Genomic DNA, 19446 nt, shown 5'->3' with positions numbered 1-19446 from the left:
GTGAGGTAACTCCTTCAAGCAAGTCAACTCGTGGAAAGAGGAAACCCAAGAAGTGATTCTTGGAATCCCCCACTATATTCGGTACCCCGAATTAGTGGTGGGAGGATGTCAATCAGACTTTTGTGCAGCTTTTTTCACATCATCCACACTTAACTCCAAAGCCTCTGCTATCTGCGCGATGTTTCCTTCTAGAAACCAGATAAGCGCATGGGTATCAACAACATATTTCATAGATTATTTTGACCAGTCTAAATAATCTTCTCTATCTCCATGAAATTCAGCTATACCGAAATCGTCTTCCGTGGATTGATTTTCCCCTGAGAACATCCCAAATGTCATTATTTGTGAATGCTGCAAATAATTTCTTGGTTCTAAAAAAGTTACGATTACCCGACTTTCTGACACATCTGATGGTAGTTCGGCAAGTTCTACTTTGCCATTTTTATAAATTCCTTCAATCGATTGCAACATAAGGTTTGACTATGATTTATTCACACCAATTATAAACTAGGAAATAATACATATATGCGCTATATGCGCTATCAAGAGATTTTACAGGAATAGCCCTTAATGCTGATTGGGAGTGCGTTAGCGTAGCTTAACGAAGTTATCGCGTTTGGTTGTTAGATGTTCATCACAAAACTTCCTCAAAAAAATTTGTAGAGCAAGCAGATAGCCTACTCTACAAAATTGCAGATTATGAGCAATGTTTACACCAAACCGCCAGCAGCTTGAAAACGAGCGCGGGCGCGTTTGTATGCTTGGTTAGCTTGGATTTGAGCTTGTCGATCGCCTGCTGGAACTTGAGCTAGGCGGGTTTGGGCTTCGTTGTAAGCTGTGCGTGCGCTGTCTACATCGATGGTGTCGCCACGTTCTGCGCCATTGACTAGAATTGTCACTTCATCAGCTTCTACTTCTGCGAAACCACCCAAAAGTGCGATCGCTTGCCAGTTAGTATTTTTGCCGGCACGAACACGCATTACCCCTGTGTCCAAGGCGGTTAACAGTGGTGCGTGTCCACTGAGGATACCTAACTGACCAGTTGTACTGGGTAAAATTACTTCTTCAGCTTCAGCATCCCAGATTGTTTTGTCTGGGGAAATTACACGAACGGTTAATGCCATGTTTCAGTTATCAGTTATCAGTTATCAGTTATCAGTTATCAGTGAACAGTTTTCATGTCTGATGACTGTTCACTGATGACTGTTCACTGAGTATTAACCTTTGAGCTTTTCAGCTTTGGCGATCGCTTCGTTGATATCGCCTACCAAGTAGAAGGCTTGTTCTGGTAGAGCATCTAATTCACCAGACAGAATCTTCTGGAAGCCTTTGATGGTGTCTTCCAATTTTACGTATTTACCAGGAGAACCGGTGAATACTTCTGCTACGAAGAAGGGCTGAGACAAGAAACGCTCTATCTTCCGAGCGCGTGCTACAGTCAGACGGTCATCTTCAGACAATTCATCTAAACCGAGAATTGCGATGATGTCTTGTAATTCTTTGTAGCGTTGTAAGGTTGCTTGCACAGCACGAGCAGTGTTGTAGTGTTCGTCACCTACAATGTTGGGCTGTAACATTGTTGAGGTAGAACCCAGAGGATCAACCGCAGGGTAAATACCTTTAGCAGCCAAACCACGAGATAGTACTGTAGTACCATCCAAGTGAGCGAAGGTGGTTGCAGGTGCGGGGTCGGTCAAGTCGTCCGCAGGTACGTAAACCGCTTGAATGGAGGTGATAGAACCTTCGGTTGTCGAGGTAATCCGTTCTTGTAATGCACCTACGTCAGTACCCAGTGTAGGCTGATAACCTACCGCAGATGGCATCCGACCTAGTAGCGCAGATACTTCTGAACCTGCTTGTACAAAGCGGAAGATGTTGTCAACAAACAGCAATACGTCTTGTTTGTTGACATCACGGAAGTACTCAGCCATTGTCAAACCAGACAAACCAACCCGCATTCTTGCTCCGGGTGGTTCGTTCATCTGACCGTAAACCAGCGCGATTTTTGATTCGTTGAGGTTGTCTTTGTTGATAACCCCAGATTCAATCATTTCGTTGTAGAGGTCGTTCCCTTCGCGGGTACGCTCACCCACACCAGCAAATACGGATACACCACCGTGCTGGGTAGCGATGTTGTTGATCAACTCCATCATGATCACGGTCTTACCGACACCTGCACCGCCGAACAGACCAATCTTACCGCCACGTCGATAGGGAGTTAGCAAGTCAACGACTTTAATTCCGGTCTCGAAAACGGAAGGTTTGGTTTCCAGTTCAGTTAGCTTGGGAGCATCGCGGTGGATAGGTAAGGTTTCCTCCGCATTTACTGGCCCTCTGTTGTCAACAGGTTCGCCAAGGACGTTGAAAATCCGACCCAGGGTAGCTTTACCCACTGGTACACTGATGGCAGCGCCTGTATCGACAACTTCCAAACCGCGTACTAGACCGTCGGTGGAACTCATCGCCACAGCTCGAACTTGGTTGTCGCCCAGCAGTTGCTGTACTTCGACGGTTAGGTTGATTTCCTGTCCAGCTTCGTTAGTGCCTTTGATGGTCAAAGCGTTGTAGATTTGCGGTAATTTACCGCCAGGGAATTTAACGTCTACAACAGGACCAATGATTTGGGTAATGTAGCCTATGTTTGTTTTTTCTGCGGTGACCATGCTGAGCCTAATGATTGAAGCTATATTTCAGATGAGGTCTTTGATGACAAAAGATTAAGCAATGTCATCTTTCACTGTAGCACCGGAAGGGGACATAACTCCGTTAGTAATTCCTTAAGACCAGTGTTTTGTTTTGGAAATGAGGCTAAAAACAAAAAACACCGCGTCAGATGTATTCTGACACGGGCGCTACAAAGTTGAGTGAAAATTTATTTATGCTTTAGCTTTTAGTTTCTGGAGTTGACGCTTAGATACTGAAACTGTACCTAAAGCCCCCAATGCTAATACACCCAACCAAGCACTAGGTTCAGGAATTGATGTTGTTGTGCGTGACAGAGTAATGTTATCCAGGATTAAACCAACATTATCTCCACCAACGCCTTCAAAGGCTAAATTAGCAGTGGTGAGTGTGGCGACATTAATCCTACGGCGAATGGTAGTCAAAGCTTCGTTAGCTGGTAAGGTAAATGTTTCGTTGAACAAACTGCCCAAAGAGACAATTACGGAGTTAGTTTCGCCTCGTCTACTAGCGCCACCAAGATCGAAACTGATGTCAACTAAATCTCCCGGATTAAATGTAAATGCTGTTTTTGATGTAATTCTGCCAGCATTACTGGTCGAGCCATCTGTATCAAGATACAGTCCGTTACCAGGGAAGAAGTCAAAAAAACCATTCCCAATTAAATCAACGCTGCCACCAGAAACGTTCCAGTTGGTAAAAGCATTGTAGTTTAAACTTCCCACACCACCATTTTCACTATTAAAGTTGTCAGACAACAAGGTGGCGGCGTTGGCTGTATGAGATGTTGCCATGCCTATGGCTGTGATGGTAGTTAATGTGAGTCCTAGTTTACTGAATGTGGAAAAAAAATTTGATTTAGCCATACTTTAAGTAGAATGTTTTTCCAAAGAAAGAGGCCAGTAGTAATACGGGCGGTTTGTTAAGTAACTTGTCTAGGGGTACTGTGTTTTAGGGGAAAACTACTCCTAATAGGCGATCGCATCACAGAACAAGCAGCAAATTCTGGTAAACAGTGGGTTTGACTACAAGTTTTGAGCTTGGCAGTTATCTTACTACGTGTTATTCCTGTGAAGTTACTTTTATAGAGTACTTCTTACTTTGTAATTTAATAATGAAGTTTCCGTATTTTTACATAAAATTTAGCGGAGAGGTTTTGTTGCTGCTAATGTCTGCTTGCGGAGGGATGTCAGACCAAAAGCAGCACTAGCCAATATACCTACAATAGTGGTGGGTTCTGGTACTTGTTTTACGGGTGTTGGGGTAGGTACTGGAGTTGTTGGTTGCGGAACGGGTGTGGGTTTTGGTTTTGGCAATTCACCAGCAGAAAAAGTACCTGCTTGAATAAACACCGCAGAATCGTAACGATAATCTCCCACATCTGCAATTGCTATTTTCAGTCGATGTACGCCTTCACTCAAACCTAAGAATTGTGCAGAAAAGATGTTGGTAAAACCATCATATTGCAGATTATAAATTCCACCATCACTTAAGGCATTATTATTAAATAATTGCGGATTGGTGGCATTACTACCAAATGGATTACCACCATTAACAGTATTAATAGAAACTGGTGTATTAGTTCCAGGAATTAAGGCAATATTTTTACCGTCTAAGAAAAAACCAAATACATCGTTATATTGAGAATTTACATATTCGTTATATTCTTCGGAAGCAAAAACATAATTAAAAAACAGATTGCCAGTTGTGGATGTAAATTCAAATTCTAATACACTAGCATCAAAGGTTTTTACACCAGAAATTAAAGCACTTAAGTCAGTATCACCAGGTACTTTGTTGCTACTAGATGCACTTTCAGTAGTATTTGTCCCGGATGCCAATTTTGCATTACCAGTAGTGAGAATAATCCCTCTATCTATGCCGATACCTGAAGCTAAACCATCTGTGAAGATTCCAGATGCTATTGATGCACCTTGATAGGTAGCATTAGAGATTGTAATCCCTGAACCTAAAATGTTGTTAACTAAAATATTTGGGTCACTGCTAGTAGTAATATTGACAGCTTGGGCAGGTGCGGTTACTAATCCTAAACCTAATAAAGAAAATGCACCTGTTTTGAAAAAACTCTGGAGAGATTTCATGTTTTTCTACCAATTAAACGTGATGTTGGCAATATTTTTTTGCTAAAGCTTGGGGATTTTCAGCAAGAATTATGCCAGAAAGTAGCAAGTATTATGGTTGTAAACTGAATTCATCTCTAGCCGCGATCGCTGATTATCAACGTAGTACTGTAACCACACTTTGAAAACACATTTCTGCCGAATCTGAGCGAGTTAATCTTTATCTGTTCTCGCTGGTCTATGTAATTAGATTAGTAGGTAACTATTTTTTTGGATAGTAGAAATACGGTTGTTTACACAATAATTACATTTTTAATTCTGTATATTTACTCGCAAAAGTTGATTTTGTAAATACTTGAGACGATTACAAGTTCAAACTCAATAATAAAACTTTGTAAATAAACCTAATTCCTTCAAGATATTTTTATAATTAAATATAAAAATAAGACGAATAAAATATAAGGAAAATTTTAAATTGGTATAAACAAATTTTTACAGATTTTATCAATAAATCAATTTTTGATAAAAATAAATCAGAATCACAATCAACGACATTTTTTAATAATTTTCGTCATTTATTTATCTAGTTATAATAAAGATTTTGAGTGAAAAAGATTACATTCTCAGTAATAATTCAGAATGGCAAGAGAAATAGAAAATCAGTACGATAGCAGTCTGATTTGGAAGGTATGAACACAAGACAAGGTAGAAAGATGTTTGTAAATCATTCAGAATTGCTTTATCAGGCTATGAAAATTTCTATCTAGTAGACTCCTAACTTATTTATGATTCTGATTTCTGAAGGCTGATTCCTGAATGCTGTTTGATCAAGTTGCGCGATTTTGCATTCGGCGTTTTACTTTCATGCTCTTCACTTAAGATAAAGATAAGTGCAAAAATCGCTCAGTCCCTATTTGCCCTAGCTTCATCTTAGATTTACAGCAGAATTTGCTTATGAATTTCTCGTCAGCAAGACAATATTTTTACCAAGAGATTCAGCAACCTGACGAGTATATCAACTTGGCCAAGGCAGCACTATACATTGCCCAAGAAGAATATTCCAACCTTGACCCGGAAGAATATCTCAATGCCCTCGATACAATGGCACAAGAGGTTCAAGAACGTTTACCAACTCCACGCTATCCGTTGCGGTTGATTCAAAGCTTAAATCAGTATTTGTATGATGATTTGGGATTTACGGGCAATAGTAGCAACTACTACGACCCCCGCAACAGCTTTTTAAATGATGTGATTGACCGCCGTATCGGGATTCCCATCACTCTCGCACTGGTTTATCTAGAAATTGCCCACAGAATTGGGTTCCCGATGGTGGGTATAGGATTACCGGGACATTTTCTCATCCGTCCTGATATTCCAGATATGGAGATTTTTGTGGATGCTTTTAATCGGGGTGAGGTAATGTTTGCAGAAGATTGTCAGGAACGACTCACCCAAATGTTTCAACAACCTGTCAGCCTCAAACCCGAATTTTTAGCCACTGTCAGCAATCGGCAATTTTTGGCTAGGATGCTGACGAACTTAAAATACATATATCTCAAACAGCAAGATTTGGAAAAAACCCTCTCTGCTGTGGAACGAATTTTATTGTTATTTCCGGCAGCGATGTTAGAAATCCGCGATCGCGGTCTGCTTTACTATCAATTAGGACATTACCCGCAAGCAGTCACAGACTTACAAAATTACTTATCCAAAGTTCCTGATGCTGAAGATGCAGTGGTAATTCAACGGTTACTTACAGAAATGGGTAAATAAACAAGTTTGCATTCAAGCGGCACATTTCCTAGTTGAGGCTGTCATTGGTCATTAGTCATCTGTCAATACTAATGACTAATGACAGTCTCAAGATAGTGGGTTTAAGAGTTGATAACTCCTGCCTCCTGCCTGGTTGGTGAATCTCGACACTTCTCCTACCGGAGACGCTACGCGAACGACAAGCTCAGTGCATCGCTTCGCTCGATTACCGCGAAGCCGAACCACTGCCCCTGCCTTCTGCTATACAATGGCATTCAGTAACTTTGATGATTGCCACCTATGCTACCAGTCATCTATTCGGATGAGTTTTTGAATCACAAAACGGGAAATTATCATCCAGAAAAACCAGAACGTCTAACAGCCATTGTCACAGCGTTAAAAGAAGCGGCATTTGCAGAAAAGATTGCTTGGCGCGAACCGACTCCCGTTGCTGACAACCCATCGTTGATGTCTTTATTATTACAAGCCCACAGCCCCGCCTACGTCAAAAAACTGGGCGAAATTGCGGCTAGTGGCGGTGGCTATCTTGATGGTGATACACCCGTTTCAGCTAATAGCTATGATGTGGCATTGTTGGCGGTGAGTGCTTGGTTAGATGGTGTTGATGTTGTCTTAGCTACAGAAAATCCGGCTTTTGTGCTGGCGCGTCCACCGGGACACCATGCTGAAAGTGATTCTGGGATGGGTTTTTGTTTATTTTCTAATGCTGCGATCGCAGCTTTTTATGCACTAGAACAACCAGATGTTAAGCGTGTGGCGATTCTGGATTGGGATGTACATCATGGTAACGGAACTCAGGCGATCGTGGAAACTCACCCCCAAATTGCCTACTGTTCTCTTCATCAGTATCCTTGCTATCCTGGCACTGGTAGAGCTTCCGAACGTGGCTATCATAATAACGTTTTAAATGTGCCACTGCCCCCAGGTAGTGATATCAACGCTTATCGCCCACTGTTAGAAAGTAAGATAATTCCATTCTTACAAAACTTTCAACCTGATTTATTAATTGTCAGCGCCGGTTACGATGCTAATGCCGCCGATCATTTGGCAAGTATGAACTTACTTCCAGAAGATTATGGTTTATTTACAGAGTACTGTTTGGGTATAACTCGAAAGATTCTGTTTGGTTTAGAAGGTGGTTATGATTTTTCGGCACTTTCTGAATCTGTGTTAGCAACAATTAAACGCTGTTTATGAATCTAGGGGCTAGTACAGTTCGGCGTAAATAAACCGACCACACTTCGACGGCGCTCAGTGACCACACTTCGACGGCGCTCAGTGACCACACTTCGACGGCGCTCAGTGACCACACTTCGACGGCGCTCAGTGACCACACTTCGACGGCGCTCAGTGACCACACTTCGACGGCGCTCAGTGACCACACTTCGACGGCGCTCAGTGACCACACTTCGACGGCGCTCAGTGACCACACTTCGACGGCGCTCAGTGACCATAAGAAATTGCTAAAAGGCTGATGTTATCACTATTCTTTCTTTTTCCTTTTGACCTTTTACTTTTGCCTTGTTGTACTAGCCTCTTTCATCTAACCAAAACGACCACTAATATATTCCTCTGCTTCTCTGGTAGTTGGAGAAGAGAACAGTTGAACTGTCGGGCTAAATTCGACTAATTTACCACGGCGTTTGCCATGTTCATCAATTTCGGTATTAAAAAATGCTGTCCAATCTGCAACTCTCGAAGCTTGCTGCATGTTGTGAGTCACCATAATAATGGTGTATTGTTGCTTGAGTTCTAAGCAGAGTTCTTCTACTTGGCGCGTGGAAATGGGGTCAAGGGCGGAACAAGGTTCATCCATTAATAATACATCTGGCTTCATCGCGATCGCCCGTGCAATACAAAGTCTTTGTTGTTGTCCACCAGATAATGCTGTACCTTTAGCTTTGAGTTTGTCTTTGACTTCATCCCAAATTGCTGCGCGTCTGAGGGAATCTTCGACTAATTCATCTAAATTACCTTTATAACCGTTAGAACGGGGGCCAAAAGCAATATTTTCATATATGGATTTTGGGAAAGGATTTGGTCTTTGAAACACCATCCCGACTTGGCGGCGTAATTTGACTGAGTTAATTTTAGGATCGTAAATGTTGCGATCGCGGTAATTTAATCTGCCTTCAACTTTCGCACCGGGAATCAAATCATTCATCCGATTAAAGCATCGCAACAGAGTACTTTTACCACAACCACTAGGGCCAATAAAAGCTACAATTTGCTTTTCGGGAATTTGTAGATAAACATCCAGCAAAGCCAAAAAACCACTATAGTAAACTCTCAGACCCTCAATATCAAACACATTTCTTTCTTGAATCAGTGTATTATTACTTTGCCTACTTCTATTATCATTGTGAGTCATGACCGTTACACCTAAATTGAAGATTTCTATTTGATATCTGCAAAAATTTGCCGTTACCTAAAGCAATACCTATCGAGTGATTGAAAAGCGTTGGCGAACATAAATCGCTATCCCGTTCAATACTAAAATCAACAACAACATCACAATAATTGTTGCGGCTGATGAATTAGCAAAACCTGGTTCTGGACGACTGAGATAACTAAAAATTTGAATTGGTAAAGCCATAAATCTCTGGAATAACCCAGGATCAAAAGTCAAAAAACTCACAGCCCCAACTACTATTAAACAAGCTGCATCACCCACAGCACGAGATACAGAAATAATCACCCCTGTTAATATCCCAGGAATCGCATAGGGGATAACGTGATGGTAAATAGTTTGCCATTTAGTCACACCCAAACCATAGGAAGCGTGTCTTAAAGAATCCGGTACTGCACGAATCGCTTCTCTAGATGTCACGATAATTACTGGTAAGGATAACAAAGATAAAGTTAAAGCTCCAGAAATTAAAGCCGGGCCAAAACCCAACAAATAATTAAATACTCCTAAACCCAGCAACCCATACACAATTGAAGGTACACCAGCAAGATTACTAATATTAATTTCGATGATGGCAGTCCACCAAGCTTTAGGAGCGTATTCTTCTAAATATAAAGCGGCTCCTATACCAATTGGCACTGCAACTAACATCACAATAATTGCCAACAGAATACTCCCAACAATTGCGGGACGAATACCTCCCTCATCCGGGAACCGCGATGGAGTTTCTGTTAAAAAACCTGGGGTGACAAATCTGACTAATCCATCTTGGCAAATATCAAAAACCAGCAATGCCAAGATAAATAATCCAATCAACAACCCCAATAAAAAAATGATTTCAAATACCTTACCGAGTGACTCTCTTTTTTCAATATTATCGGTAAATTCTGCACTAGAATCGAAAAAATCATTACCTTGATAACTTGTAGCCATATTGATTAATCGTATTTTTCTTTAAATCTATGGGAAATCCAGTAGCTAACAATATTTAATGCCAAAGTTAGCAGAAATAACACAGCCCCGACAGCATATAAAGTTTTAAAATTGAGACTTCCTCTGGGGCTATCTCCACCAGAAATCTGTGCCATATAAGCTGTCATCGTCTCGACTGACTCCATCAAATTCACAGTCAGTTTTGGCTGTTGTCCAGCAGCAATTACCACGGTCATTGTTTCACCAACAGCGCGAGAAATACCTAAAATAATCGAAGCCGTAATTCCTGAAAGTGCTGCGGGTAATAACACTTTAAAAATCGACTCTAATTTAGTAATGCCCAACGCATACGCGCCTTCTCTTAAAGAATTCGGCACGGCTTGAATCGCATCTAAACTAATAGAACCAACTGTCGGGGTAATCATCACTCCCATCATTAACCCTGCACTCATAGCATTAAAGATTTCTAGAGGCAGAAAATTTCTCAGGAATGGGGTCACAAATAACAGGGCAAAATATCCATATACAACTGTTGGTATCCCTGCTAAAAGTTCCACTGCTGGACGCAAAATGGCAGCGACTTTAGGTTGGGCATATTCACTTAAATAAATTGCGGAAGATAAACCCAAAGGAATCGCTACTGCCATCGCAGTGAGAGTAGTTAAGAAAGTCCCCGCAATTAACGGCCAAATGCCAAAATGTCTTTCCGCAAATAAAGGTGTCCATTTAGTATCGAGAAAAAAGTCAGCTAGGGGGACTTCTTGAAAGAACTCAAATGTTACCTGAAAGATAATAACGACAATACCAAAGGTTGTTAAAACCGAGACTAAACCACAGCAAAATAAAATTGTGGCGATAATCTTTTCGGTAATATCTTCGGATGGATTTTTTTCTAGCGATCGCCGAGAATCTTCCTGAAAACCATTTTGATGATTGATGGCACTCATAAATCAATAAATTAAATAAAGTTAGTAATTGGCTGACCTGGTTTAGCTTTTTTGAATTTTGTGCCGGTTTCCCCCTTGAGAAATTTCTGTTTAACTTTCACGTAGGCTTCATCAGGTAAAGCCACATAACCTGCGCTATCTACCCATTTCCAGGAGTTTTCTAAATAAAAATCAACAAATTCTCGTACTGCTGGCTTTGTATCTAACGACTTTTTACTCACATAGATAAACAAAGGACGGGATAATGGTGTGTAAATATTTTTCACGACATTATCCACTGGTACAGGCTTTTCACACTTGCCATTAGGGTTTTCTACAGCTACTAAATTCAGCTTGTCTTGATTTTGAATGTAGTAAGAAATACCCACATAACCTAAAGAATATTTATCTCCTGCTACCCCTTGCACTAAAGTATTTTGATTGTGGCTGGGGGTATAATCTGTGCGACCATTTTTAGCTTTACCTGTCACCGCCTGGGTAAAATAATCAAATGTACCTGTATCCGATGCAGGCGCATAAAGTTTCATCTTTTCATTAGGGAACTTCGGATTAACTTGATTCCAAGTTAAAATTTTGCTGTCTGCCTTAGCACTCCAAATTGTTTTTAATTCATCAACAGTCAAACATTGCACAAAATCATTTTGCCGATTCACAATTACGGCTATACCATCTAAAGCGATGGGTATTTCCAAAAATTCAATATTTTTACTTTTACATTTAGTGATTTCTTCATCTCTAATGGTACGTGAAGCACCAACAATATCAATTTCTCCTGCACAAAATTTACTGATTCCGCCCCCAGTACCACTTGATGCAACACTCACAACAGCATCAGCTTTCACATTATGATATTCTTCTGCTACTGCTAAAGAAATCGGAAATCCTACAGCCGCACCATCAATACTGACTTGTTTTTGCTTTTCTTTTTGACCACTACAAGCTGTTAGGCTATAACTAATTACCAGTAAAGACAGCAGTAATAGGTTATTTTTGCATTGAGAAATAAAATTCATACAATTGCTAATTCCCTGAATTTGGATGAGGATTTATGCTTTACTATTAGCTTTAATTTTGTCAAAAATTGCCCCATCGTTTAAAAATTTGGTTTGAATTATGTCCCATCCCCCTAAATCTTGGGCTGTGAATAAAGTTTGAATGGGGGGATATTGTGAGATTACTTCTTGGGTAACTGTAGGATTTACCGGACGGTATTGTAATTTAGCAAATTCCCGTTGGGCTTCGGAAGAATATAAGAAGTCAACAAATGCCTCAGCTACTTTTCTTGTCTTGTGTTGATCAACATTTTTGTCTACTACAGCCACAGGATTATCTATCGAAATATTTAATTCTGGGATGACATAAGGTAGTTTTGTGGCTGTTTTCTCTGCTAAAGTCACCTCATTTTCGTAGGTGATTAAAACATCGCCTTGAGCTTTTTGAAAAAACACATCACTGGCTTCACGGGCATCTTTGGTGAGAACGGCAGCATTTTGATAAACTTTGGCAATGTAGTTTAATGCTGTTGCTTCATCTCCGCCATTTTGTGTAACCGAACCCCAAAAAGCTAATAATTCCCAAATGCCAATTCCAGAAGTTTTGGGGTTAGCTGCAATGAGTTGTACATTGTCTTTCGCTAAGTCTGCCCAAGTTTGAATTTTTTTCGGATTACCTTCACGGGTAACAATTGCTGCTACCGATTTGCTAACAATACCATTTCTGGGGGTTCTAATCTGCCAACTGGATTTAATTAAACCAGCTTGTTGAATTCTCAGGACATCTAACGGCAGTGCTAAGTGGACTATATCTGCTTCTTGCTTACCTGAAATTACATCAGCTGCTTGAGCGACAGAACCGCCATAACTTTGGTCGAAAACTACTTTTTGGTTGTGTTCTTTCTGCCACTTTTCGACAAATTTAGGAATAATTTGGTCATGGGCTGCTTTAGTGACCGAAAAAGAAACTAGTCTTAGCTTAATTTCTGGTTCTGTCGCTGAATAACTCCCTGCACAAGCAGAGATAACTACACTTAAAATCGCACCTAAAAAGCATAAATATGCAAATCTTTTAACAGAGGTTTGGTTGAACCAAATTCTCCCGATTTTTTGATACAAAACTCGCATTAACTGTGCTGTTTTCTCAATGCAAGTATGTATATTAGCCGGATGCTGCGACTTGTTCATTAAAGATTTACCCCGTTATCTACAGCATCTCCATCGAGTTACTGTAATTAACTCAATAAAGCATGAAAATCTTATACCTGTCAAGACAGTATGTAATTGAACTATGAAAACTGAGGCTAATTCTTACTTACGGTTTTCCTAACAGCAACGCCAGCATTTTTGGCCAAATAAATCCCAATTTACTAAGCAATATACAAAGTTTTTTGGGTGGGAAAGCTTAATTAAAAATTAAATTTAACCTGCCAATATTCTTGAGTAAAACTAATTGTTGATTTTTTTTGTGAGCCAGAATACTAAATCCGATAAATTTTTTATAATTTTTCTTTAGTACCTAACATTTGGAAAATTTTCTCGGCGTTATCTAAATCGCCGACGATGCGTCGAATTGGTTGCGGCCAAACTTTCACCAAAGTGGGAGTTGCCGACACTTGATCAATTTCTGCTTGTTCTGGATGAGTTAAAACATCAATCACTTTTAAAGTGTAGGGATATTTGAGCGATCGCTCTAACATTTCGTGTAGATTGTGCAGTATCCGTTCGGTATTGGCGCTATGACCCGCAATAAATAAACGCAAAACGTAACATTGGGTTTTTTGTTGGATGTTTTGTGTGGCTCTGACTGGTGGATAGTATTTGGGAGCCTTTTCGGATAAATCTAAATTCACAATTAAGTCGTGGTCTTCCCAAAGTTGGGGAAATGTGGAACGATAAGTGCCTAACACCATGCGATCGCACAAACCATCTTGCCAAGGTGCAGCTTGCCAGATTAAATCGCCCGTATGAAAAATTGTATTCAGTAAAGCTTGATGTTGTAATACTGCCGGATAAGCCTCGGCAAAAGTCCGAATTTGTTGCGTATGGGGATCTAACCAGTGGTCAACTGTGGCAGTATAACAAGGAACTAAAAAATGTGGCGGTTCCGATAAATCGAGAATTTCTTGTAAAGCAGCACACAAATGCAAATGCCATCGACCCTGTTTATTCGGGTCGATGCAATAAATTAAATCGCCTCCGGGTGTGAATAAGGCAATGCCTTTAAAAACTTTAGGTAAAAAGAGTTTAGGTGTAGTCAAGCTAGTTACAGGGGTTGGGGAACTTGGAGGTAAAAAGCCGAGGCGATAACTTTTTACCTTTACTGTAATTAAACTCGTCCTCGGAGAAACTGAGCCATTTCGTTAGGAGTTGGTGACATTTCTAAAGCGATTTCTTCAGTAATGCGACCTTCTTGATAAAGATTGAGCAACGACTGATTCATGGTAATCATGCCGTCGAAACTGGCTTGTTTCATCAATTCGGTAATTTCATCATATTTACCGTCTTTGACCCATTCTTTAACCGCCTCAGTGTTAATTAAGATATCGTGGAATGCAGCTCGTTTACCATCAGTCGTTCGACACAATCCTTGGGCGATGACTGCTACCAACGATTCGGCCAAGGCTACCCGCATCGCATCCTGTTCTGCACCAGAGTATAAATTCAAAATCCGTTCAATGGTTTTTACGGCGCTGTTGGTGTGCAGAGTTCCCATTACCAAGTGACCTGTTTGGGCAGCTTTTAAGGCGGTGTTGACGGTTTCCTTATCCCGCATTTCCCCCACCAGAATCAAATCTGGATCTTCCCGCAAAGCTGCTTTTAAAGCGTTGTCAAATTTGCGGGTGTGCATCCCCACTTCCCGTTGTTTGACCAATGACTTGCGGCTTTGGTGAACAAATTCTACTGGGTCTTCGATGGTGATGATGTGCTTGGCCATTTCCCGATTAATATAGTCAATCATCGCCGCCATTGTGGTGGATTTACCAGAACCAGTCGGCCCAGTGACTAAGATTAAGCCTTTATGAGAGTGGCAGATATCTCGGAAAACTGGCGGTAAGCGCAACTGTTCCATTGATAAAATTTTCAGGGGAATCAACCGCAGTACCATTGCATGGCCTTTCAGCGAGCCAAAAACGTTCAACCGAACACGGGCGAATTCATATTGAGTTGCACCATCAAATTCGAGGTTTTCTTCAAATTGCTGAATTTCTTTCTCTGTCATCACTTCCCGTAACCAACTCATGAAAGTTGCATTATCTGTTTCGGGATATTCTGTGGGACTAATTTCGCCACGGTTGCGGAAGCGGGGAACTTCACCTACACCCAAGTGAATATCGGAATAACCATTATCAAAAGCTTCTTTAATAATTGCTCCCAAAGTTAACCCAGAAGGATTTTTTGCTGCTGGTGGTGGACTTGCGGGACGATTACCTGCAACTGGTGGCGGTGGTGCAGGTTGAGTTGTATTCCGGTGGGCAGACATATCTAATGTTTGTGTATGCTGCCGTTGTGTCGCTAATGATGGTGGTGGCGGCGGCATAGGTGGCACATTCCGAGGAGCAGCCGGATGGGAATTGGCAGAGTTTTGTGTTTCTGTCATATATCTTCAAAATTAGGGAGTTATGAACTTGAATCTGCAAAAAATCTGTCTTGGTGGTTCTAAGGACGGCAGACAGCAGGTTTGTTGCTGCTCCTTAGCTGAGAACTTTATCGCAACATTTCGTTACACCTAGCTTGTCAGTTAGTATATTTTTTTAGATAATGTGCAAATCTCTCCATTAGGTTAAAAAATCCTGAAGTCTATATAAACTTGTTTAGCACACTGCAACCTGATATATCCTTCAGTAATAACCCTTATAAATAAAAGCAATATATAATACATTTAATCAAATGTGAAAACATCCGGCGATTAGATGAGAAATTTCTCCGCAAAATTCCGGCAATTGACTAGCAGCTAAAAGCCAAATCAGCAGCAGGTATTTTTTTCAGACAAATTAGTGATTTATGAGAGACATCCCCAGTTTTTATAAGAAATATTAAGGGGATCAATTTGCGGGGTGGAAAACATTCTGATGAGGCTGTTAAGAACTAGCTTCTACTCCTTGAGATAGATGGCACAAACCAGTTCTCTAGCAAGAAATCAACGGAACTTTACATTCATAATTAGAAAAACTTAACTGTAAAGTTAAGTTACTAAATGCTCATTTTTCCTATTCCTTTTTATATACTGGGATTCACTGAAACAATCAGTTGATTCGCCAACAGCGTTATCTCACTGATATTAAATTGATTGCTGTGTACTTAGGAGGAAAAGTCATGGTTTCGGCTCAAGGCTCTAATCTCGGAAAGACCTACTCCTTAATGATGATTAAAAGCTTCTTGATATGGACTTTCACGTTGGCAGTATGTTTGTTAGTTGTCGGTTTTCCATTAGTGGTTTTGATGGCTACGGTCGGATGTCTGTTGTCGATTGTTTTACAATCTGTCATGCCTGTTAGTGCGGTTTTACTAGTAGGTGGTGGGTTAATTTTGTTCAATATTTTGGCAGTGGCGATCGCAGCTGGTGTTCTCACCCTCAAAGGTGTACATCCCAGTGACATCAAATGGTTAAGCTGGTTGCACGGAGAGACTGAAGAATTACAAAAGACCTCTATATATGCAGCTTGCCCTTTAACTTGTGAAATCAAATAAAACTATTGCGTTAAACACGACAAACAGTACATCTGCCCGGTTCAGCCGGGTTTTTTCATTTTTAGTCATTAGTCCTTAGTCATTTGTCATTTGTAGGGATGAAACATTTACTATTGACCAATGACCCATGACTAATGACTACCAGCCATGACTAATAAAAAGCGAGTTGGCATTATTTTAGGTACACGTCCAGAGGCGATTAAACTAGCGCCTGTAATTCAGGTTTTCCAGCAATCTCCTGAATTTGCGTTGCAAGTAATTTTAACTGGACAGCATCGTGAAATGGTTGAACAAGTGATGCAACTGTTTAACCTCAAAGCCGATGATGACTTAGAGATTATGCAGCCGAAACAATCTTTAAGCGATATTACTTGTCGCAGCTTGCGCGGATTAGAAGAATTATTTCAAAAGAGTAAACCAGATTTAGTTATCGTCCAAGGAGATACGACCACAGCTTTTGCCGCAGCCTTGGCAGCTTTTTATCAAAAAATTCCTGTGGGTCATGTCGAAGCTGGGTTAAGAACTGATAATATTTACAATCCTTATCCAGAAGAAGCGAATCGCAGGTTAATTTCCCAAATTACACAACTGCATTTTGCACCAACAACTTTGGCGGTGGAGAATTTGCAACGTTCTGGGGTGTTGGGCGAAATTCACTTGACTGGAAATACTGTGATTGATGCACTGTTAAATGTGGCGGCGAGTCAGCCAGCTTGTAATGTTCCGGGGTTGAATTGGAATGAATATCGCGTGTTGTTGTCCACAGTTCACCGCCGGGAAAATTGGGGAGAACCATTACAAGCGATCGCTCAAGGTTTTCTGCAAATATTAGATAAGTTTCCTGATACTGCTTTGGTGTTACCCCTGCACCGCAACCCCACAGTTAGGGAACCATTGCAAGCATTATTAGGGCAACATCCGCGCGTATTTTTGACCGAACCTTTAGATTATGCCGAATTAGTGGGTGCAATTGGGCGATCGCATTTTTTATTAACTGACTCTGGTGGTTTGCAAGAAGAAGCACCAAGTTTAGGTAAACCAGTGTTAGTTTTGCGAGAAACTACAGAACGTCCTGAAGCAGTAACGGCGGGTACAGCTAAATTAGTCGGGACTGAAAGCGCGAGTATTTTGGCGGCGGCGGCTGAGTTATTGAGTAATTCTGCGGCGTATGATGCAATGGCTAATGCGATTAATCCTTTCGGTGATGGTCATGCAGCCGAGAGAATTTTGCAAATTGTAAAGAATTATTTGGGAGTGAGTTGATAAATAGGGAGAGGCAAAACGCCTTTCCCAAAAAAATAATTTATTTGCACAAATTATGAGTACTCAAATCCAAATATTTGTAGAGTTTCTACAAGATGGACAATGGACAGCAGTGCTAAAACCAAAAGGTCGCGGTCTAAAAAAATCAACAGCAGAATTTTCACCTCTAGAAAGAATAGATATCGGCACACACTATGAGTTTTTTACTGTTCTAGCAGGTGTGCGCCGGGAAAGATTTTTAAAGTGGTATGGTGCAGATATCAGACCTATATCTCGACCACGAGGTCTTCCACAAGACCTTTCACCTTTTTTGAAATCGCATACTGAAGATGATGATTGTTGGGATGCGTCTTGGCTTTTGGTTCAAGAACTGATCAATTTTGATTGGGAAAAACCCATTACATTTTACGGCTTGGTTGAACCACAGTACGCGAATTTATTTTCTGATAATCAACCATTTCCTTACGAACAATGGCCAGAGGAAGCGAAATTATATTCTCTTAATCCGAATTATCTTCCTAAAGCGGATATTGTACAAGTCAGTTGGGTAGAAAGTTATAGAGAATTTGTTGGTTCTGAATTTCTTGATTATTTTTTTGAGAAACTCTTAGCTTTAGGTTCACCAAAAGAAGTGAGGATTATTTTTTACTTTTATTAGTTACAAAACTTAAACTATGCTGTTTGATTGGTTTGTAACCAGTTGTGTAAATCAGCGATCGCACTAAAATCTAATAAAGCCTCACTCAGTGCTTCCAATTGTTCTAAAGAAAGACTTTGAACTTGTTGACGAACTTCGTCGGGTAAATTGCCCACCTTTCTTTGCAGTAGTCGTAAGACCAGTATTTGTGTTTGTTCCTGTTTACCTTCCTGTTTACCTTCCTGCTTCCCTTCTTCCTTGCCTCGCTCGTAGCCAATGCGCTCGCCTGTAGTTATGTAAGGCATAGTAAGCTCCTGCTCGAATAACTTAAAGTCTTGCCAAAATTCTGCTTCTAGTGCTTTTGGTAAAATCATAACCCAATCGATAAAACGATAGAGGTTACGAATGTCTCTTTCTTCTAGCCCTTGTTCATAAAGTCGGCGAATTAAGCTGAATTTCCAATTTTTCCGTTCTCCTGGATTTTTGCTGGTTTGCTGCGTTTTTAAATGCGCCATGACAACTGTCGCAAAAGGATTATTGCTGGTTTCTAATTCTGTCCAGAGATTTTGATAATCTAGCAATTTGACAGTGCCGAATTGAAAAACCAGACTGCAATCAGGATAATTGTAACTGTATTGATTCGGTCTCCAAGTAGAGTCAGCGTCACATAAAATTGCTAGGCTGATGGCTGGTTTGGCAAATTTATCAAAAATTCGCAGGTTATACAAAAACATTCTTTCGGCGAATTTATCTTCTGGTTTCGCCTGAATTTCGACATGAATTAACAGCCAAACTTCTTCCCCGTCAATTTGCCAAACTTTAACTAATTTATCGGCGTATCTTCTTCCAAGTTCGGCTTCGCGGGCAATTTGTTGAAATTCCTTGTCGAGAAATTCGTGGGGACGTTGCCAATTAATTAGGGCTGCTGTTTGGGGAAAGAAAAACTGCATTGCTTGGGGAAAGTATGCTTCTAAAATTTCTTTCCACGGCGAATCATTATCGGCTCTTTGGAGTTCCTCAGTCATTGTATTTAGAG

At 40.6% G+C, this 19446-nt stretch carries 19 protein-coding genes; 5 read left to right on the top strand and 14 right to left on the bottom strand.

Annotated features, from left to right (window positions below; all coding sequences use genetic code 11):
* Positions 1-108: 108 nt before the first annotated feature.
* The 6 genes from H6G79_RS37435 to H6G79_RS22290 all read right to left on the bottom strand — a co-directional run bounded on the left by H6G79_RS37435 (position 109) and on the right by H6G79_RS22290 (position 4784).
* Positions 109-231 carry a hypothetical protein gene (locus H6G79_RS37435; RefSeq protein WP_277877312.1) on the bottom strand — a complete coding sequence of 41 codons (123 nt, stop codon included), beginning with the start codon at positions 229-231 and terminating at the stop codon, positions 109-111.
* 3 nt (positions 232-234) lie between these two features.
* Positions 235-471, bottom strand: a complete 237-nt coding sequence (locus H6G79_RS22310) for a hypothetical protein (protein WP_190592924.1) — start codon at positions 469-471, stop codon at positions 235-237.
* A gap of 239 nt (positions 472-710) precedes the next feature.
* On the bottom strand, positions 711-1124 hold the full coding sequence (gene atpC, locus H6G79_RS22305) for an ATP synthase F1 subunit epsilon (protein ID WP_190592925.1): 414 nt from the start codon (positions 1122-1124) through the stop codon (positions 711-713).
* Positions 1125-1217: 93 nt separating this feature from the next.
* The gene (gene atpD, locus H6G79_RS22300) at positions 1218-2663 is read right to left on the bottom strand and encodes a F0F1 ATP synthase subunit beta (protein ID WP_190592926.1); all 1446 of its coding nucleotides are present in this window, start codon (positions 2661-2663) and stop codon (positions 1218-1220) included.
* 213 nt (positions 2664-2876) lie between these two features.
* Positions 2877-3548 carry a PEP-CTERM sorting domain-containing protein gene (locus H6G79_RS22295; RefSeq protein ID WP_190592927.1) on the bottom strand — a complete coding sequence of 224 codons (672 nt, stop codon included), beginning with the start codon at positions 3546-3548 and terminating at the stop codon, positions 2877-2879.
* A 276-nt stretch (positions 3549-3824) separates the two neighbouring features.
* Positions 3825-4784: a choice-of-anchor L family PEP-CTERM protein gene (locus tag H6G79_RS22290; RefSeq protein ID WP_190592928.1), complete on the bottom strand. Its 960-nt coding sequence runs from the start codon at positions 4782-4784 to the stop codon at positions 3825-3827.
* Positions 4785-5717: 933 nt separating this feature from the next.
* Here H6G79_RS22290 and H6G79_RS22285 point away from each other — a divergent pair.
* Together H6G79_RS22285 and H6G79_RS22280 are read left to right on the top strand one after the other, a co-directional pair.
* The gene (locus tag H6G79_RS22285; protein WP_190592929.1) at positions 5718-6536 is read left to right on the top strand and encodes a SirB1 family protein; all 819 of its coding nucleotides are present in this window, start codon (positions 5718-5720) and stop codon (positions 6534-6536) included.
* Between the two features lie 279 nt (positions 6537-6815).
* Complete coding sequence (locus H6G79_RS22280; RefSeq protein ID WP_190592930.1) at positions 6816-7733, top strand: histone deacetylase; 918 nt, start codon at positions 6816-6818, stop codon at positions 7731-7733.
* A gap of 346 nt (positions 7734-8079) precedes the next feature.
* On the opposite strand, the gene pstB is transcribed toward H6G79_RS22280, so the two are convergent.
* From pstB to H6G79_RS22245, 7 genes are all read right to left on the bottom strand, one after another.
* On the bottom strand, positions 8080-8907 hold the full coding sequence (pstB, locus tag H6G79_RS22275; RefSeq protein WP_190591991.1) for a phosphate ABC transporter ATP-binding protein PstB: 828 nt from the start codon (positions 8905-8907) through the stop codon (positions 8080-8082).
* Between the two features lie 69 nt (positions 8908-8976).
* The gene (pstA, locus tag H6G79_RS22270) at positions 8977-9879 is read right to left on the bottom strand and encodes a phosphate ABC transporter permease PstA (protein WP_190591990.1); all 903 of its coding nucleotides are present in this window, start codon (positions 9877-9879) and stop codon (positions 8977-8979) included.
* A 5-nt stretch (positions 9880-9884) separates the two neighbouring features.
* Positions 9885-10826 (bottom strand): phosphate ABC transporter permease subunit PstC, encoded by a 942-nt coding sequence (pstC, locus tag H6G79_RS22265; protein ID WP_190591989.1) that lies wholly within the window; start codon positions 10824-10826, stop codon positions 9885-9887.
* An 11-nt stretch (positions 10827-10837) separates the two neighbouring features.
* Positions 10838-11839, bottom strand: a complete 1002-nt coding sequence (locus H6G79_RS22260) for a PstS family phosphate ABC transporter substrate-binding protein (protein ID WP_190591988.1) — start codon at positions 11837-11839, stop codon at positions 10838-10840.
* Positions 11840-11872: 33 nt separating this feature from the next.
* Positions 11873-12946, bottom strand: coding sequence for a sulfate ABC transporter substrate-binding protein (locus H6G79_RS22255; RefSeq protein ID WP_396019814.1), 1074 nt, complete (start codon positions 12944-12946; stop codon positions 11873-11875).
* A gap of 371 nt (positions 12947-13317) precedes the next feature.
* Positions 13318-14079 carry a circadian clock KaiB family protein gene (locus H6G79_RS22250; protein WP_190591986.1) on the bottom strand — a complete coding sequence of 254 codons (762 nt, stop codon included), beginning with the start codon at positions 14077-14079 and terminating at the stop codon, positions 13318-13320.
* A 68-nt stretch (positions 14080-14147) separates the two neighbouring features.
* On the bottom strand, positions 14148-15419 hold the full coding sequence (locus H6G79_RS22245) for a type IV pilus twitching motility protein PilT (RefSeq protein WP_190591985.1): 1272 nt from the start codon (positions 15417-15419) through the stop codon (positions 14148-14150).
* A gap of 716 nt (positions 15420-16135) precedes the next feature.
* On the opposite strand from H6G79_RS22245, the gene H6G79_RS22240 reads away from it, so the two are divergent.
* The 3 genes from H6G79_RS22240 to H6G79_RS22230 all read left to right on the top strand — a co-directional run bounded on the left by H6G79_RS22240 (position 16136) and on the right by H6G79_RS22230 (position 18431).
* Positions 16136-16510, top strand: coding sequence for a hypothetical protein (locus tag H6G79_RS22240; protein WP_190591984.1), 375 nt, complete (start codon positions 16136-16138; stop codon positions 16508-16510).
* Between the two features lie 147 nt (positions 16511-16657).
* Positions 16658-17773, top strand: coding sequence for a non-hydrolyzing UDP-N-acetylglucosamine 2-epimerase (wecB, locus tag H6G79_RS22235; RefSeq protein WP_190591983.1), 1116 nt, complete (start codon positions 16658-16660; stop codon positions 17771-17773).
* Positions 17774-17828: 55 nt separating this feature from the next.
* Complete coding sequence (locus H6G79_RS22230) at positions 17829-18431, top strand: hypothetical protein (protein WP_190591982.1); 603 nt, start codon at positions 17829-17831, stop codon at positions 18429-18431.
* A gap of 14 nt (positions 18432-18445) precedes the next feature.
* Here the strand turns inward: H6G79_RS22230 and H6G79_RS22225 are convergent, their stop codons facing one another.
* Entirely contained in the window at positions 18446-19435 is a 990-nt protein-coding gene (locus tag H6G79_RS22225) for a DUF4351 domain-containing protein (RefSeq protein ID WP_190591981.1), read from the bottom strand.
* Positions 19436-19446 lie beyond the last annotated feature (11 nt).

The organism is Anabaena sp. FACHB-83, from assembly GCF_014697485.1.
Taxonomy (GTDB): domain Bacteria; phylum Cyanobacteriota; class Cyanobacteriia; order Cyanobacteriales; family Nostocaceae; genus Nostoc_B.
This window is presented reverse-complemented; position numbering and strand designations above follow the sequence as displayed.

Excerpts from the sequence above, each read along its gene's own strand:
- H6G79_RS37435 (WP_277877312.1), bottom strand. The coding sequence starts at position 231 with ATGAAATATGTTGTTGATACCCATGCGCTTATCTGGTTTCTAGAAGGA.
- H6G79_RS22310 (WP_190592924.1), bottom strand. The coding sequence starts at position 471 with ATGTTGCAATCGATTGAAGGAATTTATAAAAATGGCAAAGTAGAACTT.
- atpC (WP_190592925.1), bottom strand. The coding sequence starts at position 1,124 with ATGGCATTAACCGTTCGTGTAATTTCCCCAGACAAAACAATCTGGGAT.
- atpD (WP_190592926.1), bottom strand. The coding sequence starts at position 2,663 with ATGGTCACCGCAGAAAAAACAAACATAGGCTACATTACCCAAATCATT.
- H6G79_RS22295 (WP_190592927.1), bottom strand. The coding sequence starts at position 3,548 with ATGGCTAAATCAAATTTTTTTTCCACATTCAGTAAACTAGGACTCACA.
- H6G79_RS22290 (WP_190592928.1), bottom strand. The coding sequence starts at position 4,784 with ATGAAATCTCTCCAGAGTTTTTTCAAAACAGGTGCATTTTCTTTATTA.
- H6G79_RS22285 (WP_190592929.1), top strand. The coding sequence starts at position 5,718 with ATGAATTTCTCGTCAGCAAGACAATATTTTTACCAAGAGATTCAGCAA.
- H6G79_RS22280 (WP_190592930.1), top strand. The coding sequence starts at position 6,816 with ATGCTACCAGTCATCTATTCGGATGAGTTTTTGAATCACAAAACGGGA.
- pstB (WP_190591991.1), bottom strand. The coding sequence starts at position 8,907 with ATGACTCACAATGATAATAGAAGTAGGCAAAGTAATAATACACTGATT.
- pstA (WP_190591990.1), bottom strand. The coding sequence starts at position 9,879 with ATGGCTACAAGTTATCAAGGTAATGATTTTTTCGATTCTAGTGCAGAA.
- pstC (WP_190591989.1), bottom strand. The coding sequence starts at position 10,826 with ATGAGTGCCATCAATCATCAAAATGGTTTTCAGGAAGATTCTCGGCGA.
- H6G79_RS22260 (WP_190591988.1), bottom strand. The coding sequence starts at position 11,839 with ATGAATTTTATTTCTCAATGCAAAAATAACCTATTACTGCTGTCTTTA.
- H6G79_RS22255 (WP_396019814.1), bottom strand. The coding sequence starts at position 12,946 with ATGCGAGTTTTGTATCAAAAAATCGGGAGAATTTGGTTCAACCAAACC.
- H6G79_RS22245 (WP_190591985.1), bottom strand. The coding sequence starts at position 15,419 with ATGACAGAAACACAAAACTCTGCCAATTCCCATCCGGCTGCTCCTCGG.
- H6G79_RS22240 (WP_190591984.1), top strand. The coding sequence starts at position 16,136 with ATGGTTTCGGCTCAAGGCTCTAATCTCGGAAAGACCTACTCCTTAATG.
- wecB (WP_190591983.1), top strand. The coding sequence starts at position 16,658 with ATGACTAATAAAAAGCGAGTTGGCATTATTTTAGGTACACGTCCAGAG.
- H6G79_RS22230 (WP_190591982.1), top strand. The coding sequence starts at position 17,829 with ATGAGTACTCAAATCCAAATATTTGTAGAGTTTCTACAAGATGGACAA.
- H6G79_RS22225 (WP_190591981.1), bottom strand. The coding sequence starts at position 19,435 with ATGACTGAGGAACTCCAAAGAGCCGATAATGATTCGCCGTGGAAAGAA.